This window comes from Streptococcus sp. GMD1S (genome assembly GCF_000296875.1).
GTDB lineage: Bacteria > Bacillota > Bacilli > Lactobacillales > Streptococcaceae > Streptococcus.
Map to the genome: position 1 here is coordinate 1 of NZ_AJQY01000468.1, position 4369 is coordinate 4369.

The 4369-nt window shown below is 42.9% G+C and carries 3 protein-coding genes; all 3 read right to left on the bottom strand.

What is annotated here, in order from left to right:
* Positions 1 to 605 (bottom strand): DUF6261 family protein (locus tag GMD1S_RS11355; protein WP_000161225.1); only part of this gene is annotated, 605 nt, incomplete at its 3' end.
* A 25-nt stretch (positions 606 to 630) separates the two neighbouring features.
* A complete protein-coding gene (locus tag GMD1S_RS11360; RefSeq protein WP_000710794.1) occupies positions 631 to 846 on the bottom strand; it encodes a hypothetical protein in 216 nt (71 codons plus the stop codon).
* Positions 847 to 1253: 407 nt separating this feature from the next.
* Positions 1254 to 4247 carry a type I restriction endonuclease subunit R gene (locus GMD1S_RS11365; protein WP_029709017.1) on the bottom strand — a complete coding sequence of 998 codons (2994 nt, stop codon included), beginning with the start codon at positions 4245 to 4247 and terminating at the stop codon, positions 1254 to 1256.
* Positions 4248 to 4369 lie beyond the last annotated feature (122 nt).

Here is a 4369-nt window from a genome sequence, read left to right on the forward strand (position 1 = left end):
TAGCGCATAAAGAGGTCGTAGATGCTGGTTAGTTCGGTACGGACTTGTCTGGTCTTGCCGACTTCCTTGGCAGACTTATGCGCACGCGCCTGACTTTCCACCTTATCATAGTCTTCCTGCGCACTAATCACCGCCGTCAGCATAGGTGTCAGTCCTAGACTGGTAACGGCCGTATGGTAGGGTTCTTCACTGAGGGTTTTGAGCAAACTCTTGATTTCTGCCGTTTCCACATCATTGCTGTGCTTGGTGATATCCTTGTACTTGGCAAAGACTGGCTTCAAGGTCTCATGAGCTTCTTTGAGTTTGGTCTCCTTGATCTTAGCAAATCCTCGATGAAGAGTAAAGAGACCGACTAGGGCACTGTCACGATTGCGATCGACTTCGGTCAGGTTCGTCGCCTCTTTCTTTTCTACAATAGCGAGTTGGCCTTGGAAGTCTTCTAGCTTGCTCTTGAAGGAATCGAGATGCTTGCTATACATAGACTCGTCCTTATGTGCCTTGGCAAAAACTTCTAGTAGTTGACCCGTATCTACCATGAGACTTTCAAACTCACGGTTAGTAAAGTTGGTATAGCTTAGCGGACGGATAGTGAAAATTTTTGTCATGATGATAACCTTTCTATTAAACAAATCATTTAGTTTTTTCTTTATCAAACCAAGATTGGATTAGTTCTGGAAGATAGACCTGTTTTTGATCTGTTTTTACAATGCTTCCTTGTCTATCAGGTTGAATCAAAGGTCTATCCTTTCTAACATAGACTTGAAGCAATACACAGACCAAAAATAGGAGCCCCCATAGAGGAAGTGTCGATAGCATACTCTCCTCATTTTCTTTATCTTTCTTCATCAGATTTCTCCTTTAAGTTGATAAGACAATTCTAACAAATAGCAAAGAACTTATGACTCTCATCCGCTCAACTGTCTCCTTTATCATCCCAACAGCACTTTTTTAGTCTATTTCTTACTTTTACAGGATAAATCAGTAATTTCAGAAATAGAAAATCCCTATCTGACTGGAAATACACTCCGTCTGTCAGATAGAGACTCTTACTATTTTCAGATTTTAACTTTTCTAGCTTTAGAATACATCTAAACTTTAGGAAAAACGACTATTCGAAAGCTCGAAGACCCCAAAACTTTCTCAGATAGACCATTCGAAGCTTAGAATGCACCTAAATTTATGTATTTCTTATCATTCTAAGCTTAGAATACATATAAAATTTAGGAAGTCTATGTCTTCGAAACTTCGAAGGACTATCTCCCCACTCTGAGTGGCTCAATGACTTCTTCGACAAGTTGCTTACAAGCTTCCTTGATTTGTTTTTTATAGAGGAGGGGATTAAGGGCATCTGCCACTTCTATCTTATAGTCCTGATAGCGCTGGCTCTTGGTCAGTTGGCTTTCTCCTAGTTGTTTTTTAGCTCCCTTGCGGTAGTGTTCGACATAGTAACGGAGTTCATCCTCTCCAACATACCAACGTTTGCTAAATACTTGGATGTGTTGCTGGATGACCTCCTCAATCATCTGATCCAAGATATTTGCGATAGACTGACCACGATAGCTTTCCGGATGTTCTTGGACTTCTCTCCAAAGGTCAGTGATGATCTGGGCAAGATTTGGGTTGATCTTCTCCAGACTTTGGATATAGGTGTCCACTGCTTCTCTATCTTGAGCGCTTAAGTTCTTTTCTTGACTCTGACCTTGCTCGATCAGGCTTTGGATCAAGGTTAGGATATAGGCATAGTTAATCTCATCCACTTGGATAGACTCCAGCTCATAGTGAATATCAAGGGGCTCCCCATCCTCATCACCATCATCTCTTCGGCTTTTTAATTCTGCAAGGATATTTTGATAAAAACCTAGATAGTTTTCCAATTCTTCTGCGCTTAGTCCTGTCTGGGCGTAGATCTCTTCCTCATCATACTCTTTATACACTCGGATAGAGGCTAGATATTTATCAAAGACTTGATAAGCCTTGGCGAGCTTTCTCAACTCAGGTGTAGAAATCTGCTCGATTTGAAGCCCTTGCTCAGGATCATCTGTGATGAGATTTTGGAAATCACTGCAACTCCGTAAAAAGGTTCTCTTTTCCTCTTCCCAGCTAGGCGCTAGGACCTCGTTTTCTCCACCATTTGAGTAGAGCTTGAGGGCATTGTCCACCGCTTCCTTAAAAGCTAGAGGCTTCTGGAAGGTGATGATATGGCCATAGGTCTTACTAGAATCAAAAATACGGTTGGTTCGGCTAAAGGCCTGGATTAAGTCCTGCGGTTGCATGGGCTTTCTGTCGATAAAGAGAGTCGATAGACAAGGCGCATCAAATCCTGTTAAGAGACGATTGACCACGATAACCAAGTCCAACTGCTCATTGCGATAGAGGTATTTATCCTGTTTCCTAGCTAGACGGTTATTGACATCGGTGTTAAAGCCACGAAGATCCGCCATGGTAAAGTGAGTATCAAACTCTTGGTTGTAGTCCTCTAAGACCTGCTTCATGTGGTCTTGGTTGGCTCTTGAGTCCTCTTCGTTTTCAGTGACAGAGTAGGTGATGGTCGCCTTTGGAAAGTCTGGAAGGACCTGCTTGACCCTCTCAGATACTTTGACACGTGTCTGACCAGCCTTGACTCTTTTGAGTAGGTCATAGTAGGCTTGGGCTTGAGGGATGGACTTGACAGTCAGGATGGCATTGTAGGTCTTACCCACTCCTTTTTGGAAGCCTAGTTGTTGACGGGATTTATTGATAATAGCATCCAAGACTTCTAGCATGTGTTCCTCATTTTCGTAGACAGTATCTGGTATGTCATCTTCAGATCTATCCGTAATGAGGGTATTGCGATAGTCTACTTTAAAGCCTAAGACAGCTCCATCATGGATGGCTTCCTTGACCGTATACTCATGGAGACGGTCTCCATACTGTTGCTGGGTGGTTTGGGCAAGGTCACCGACCTGCTGGCGTTTATTTTCCTTAAAGATAGGCGTTCCTGTAAATCCATACCAGAGAGACTGTGGGAAAAAGGCCTTAATGTCCTTTTGTGTTTGTGGCGTCACGGCACGGTGGCATTCATCCACGACAAAGGCCACGCGGAGTCCCTTGATTTTGTCCGCATCTCTTTGGTAAAGACCTTGGTCAAATTTGCGCATCATGGTGGTGATTTTCTGGATAGTGGTCACCACGACCCGCTTATCATTACTTCCTAAGCGCTTGACCAAATCATGAGTATTATCCGTCTCATCGATATCAATGACATCATTGGTTGCATAGGAGAGGAAGGATGATGTGGTCTGTTGGTCCAAGTCCCTGCGGTCAACGACAAAAATCGTCTTTTGGATGGATGGAATCTGGAGGAGATTCCGAGCCACCTTATAAGAAGTCAGGGTCTTCCCTGAACCTGTTGTATGCCAAACATAGCCTGACTCCTGACGGCGCGAAGCTTCCTGCACCGCTTCGATAGCATGGATCTGGTAGGGACGCAAGAGGATGAGAGATTTCTTGCTATCATCAATGACAGAATACTGCATGACCATCTGGTGCGCACGAGGGATAGAAAGGACTTCGTGGGCAAAGCTAGTCAGGTTTGTCACAGGATGATTGTCCTTATCCACCCACTTAGTTAGAAATTGCTTGTTGAGTTTATTTTCCCTAGCTGCAGCGATATAGCGAGTATCTACTTTATTGGTCACAACAAACATCTGCAAGCTAGAGTAGATACCACGGAATTTCCCTTCACGGTCATATTTTTTAATCTGATGAAAGGCATCGATAAATGCTGCTTGGGAACTCTTGAGCTCGATTTGAATCATGGGTAAACCGTTGATGAGAAGAGTAACATCCAGTCTACGGTCTTGGTCCAGAGGATTTACTTTTTCTCTCTGGACTTGATTGACAACTTCATAGCTAGACTTTCCTGCTGCGATATTATCTCGCCAGATAACTGATAAACGAATGGTTCCTAGGCTGGCATCTTCTCTTTGAACTTCGACTTTAGCAATGCCATTTTCACCTACCAACCACTTAGCAGCATCATAGTAGCTGACAAAGTTCAGTTGGTTCTGAATCTGACGTTTTTCCTGCTCTGTCAATGGATGGTCTGCTAGTAGAGCAACATTGTTTTGGGCTAGTTTCTCAAAGAAGTTGTCCCATAGTTGTTCTTCTGTTTTGAGGTCTTCTCTATAAGTCCATTGGCTTTCACCAGTTACCAGTTGGTTGATTAGTTGTTTTTCTATCTCCAGTTCTGGTTTTACTTGCATCATTCTCTCCTTTAACGATGTTCTACTTTCTTTATTATAACATGTTTATCATTAAATTCCCCCTTCTTTCACAAAATATGGTATAGTAGAATCATACTATCTATGAGGAGTTTACATGTCACAGG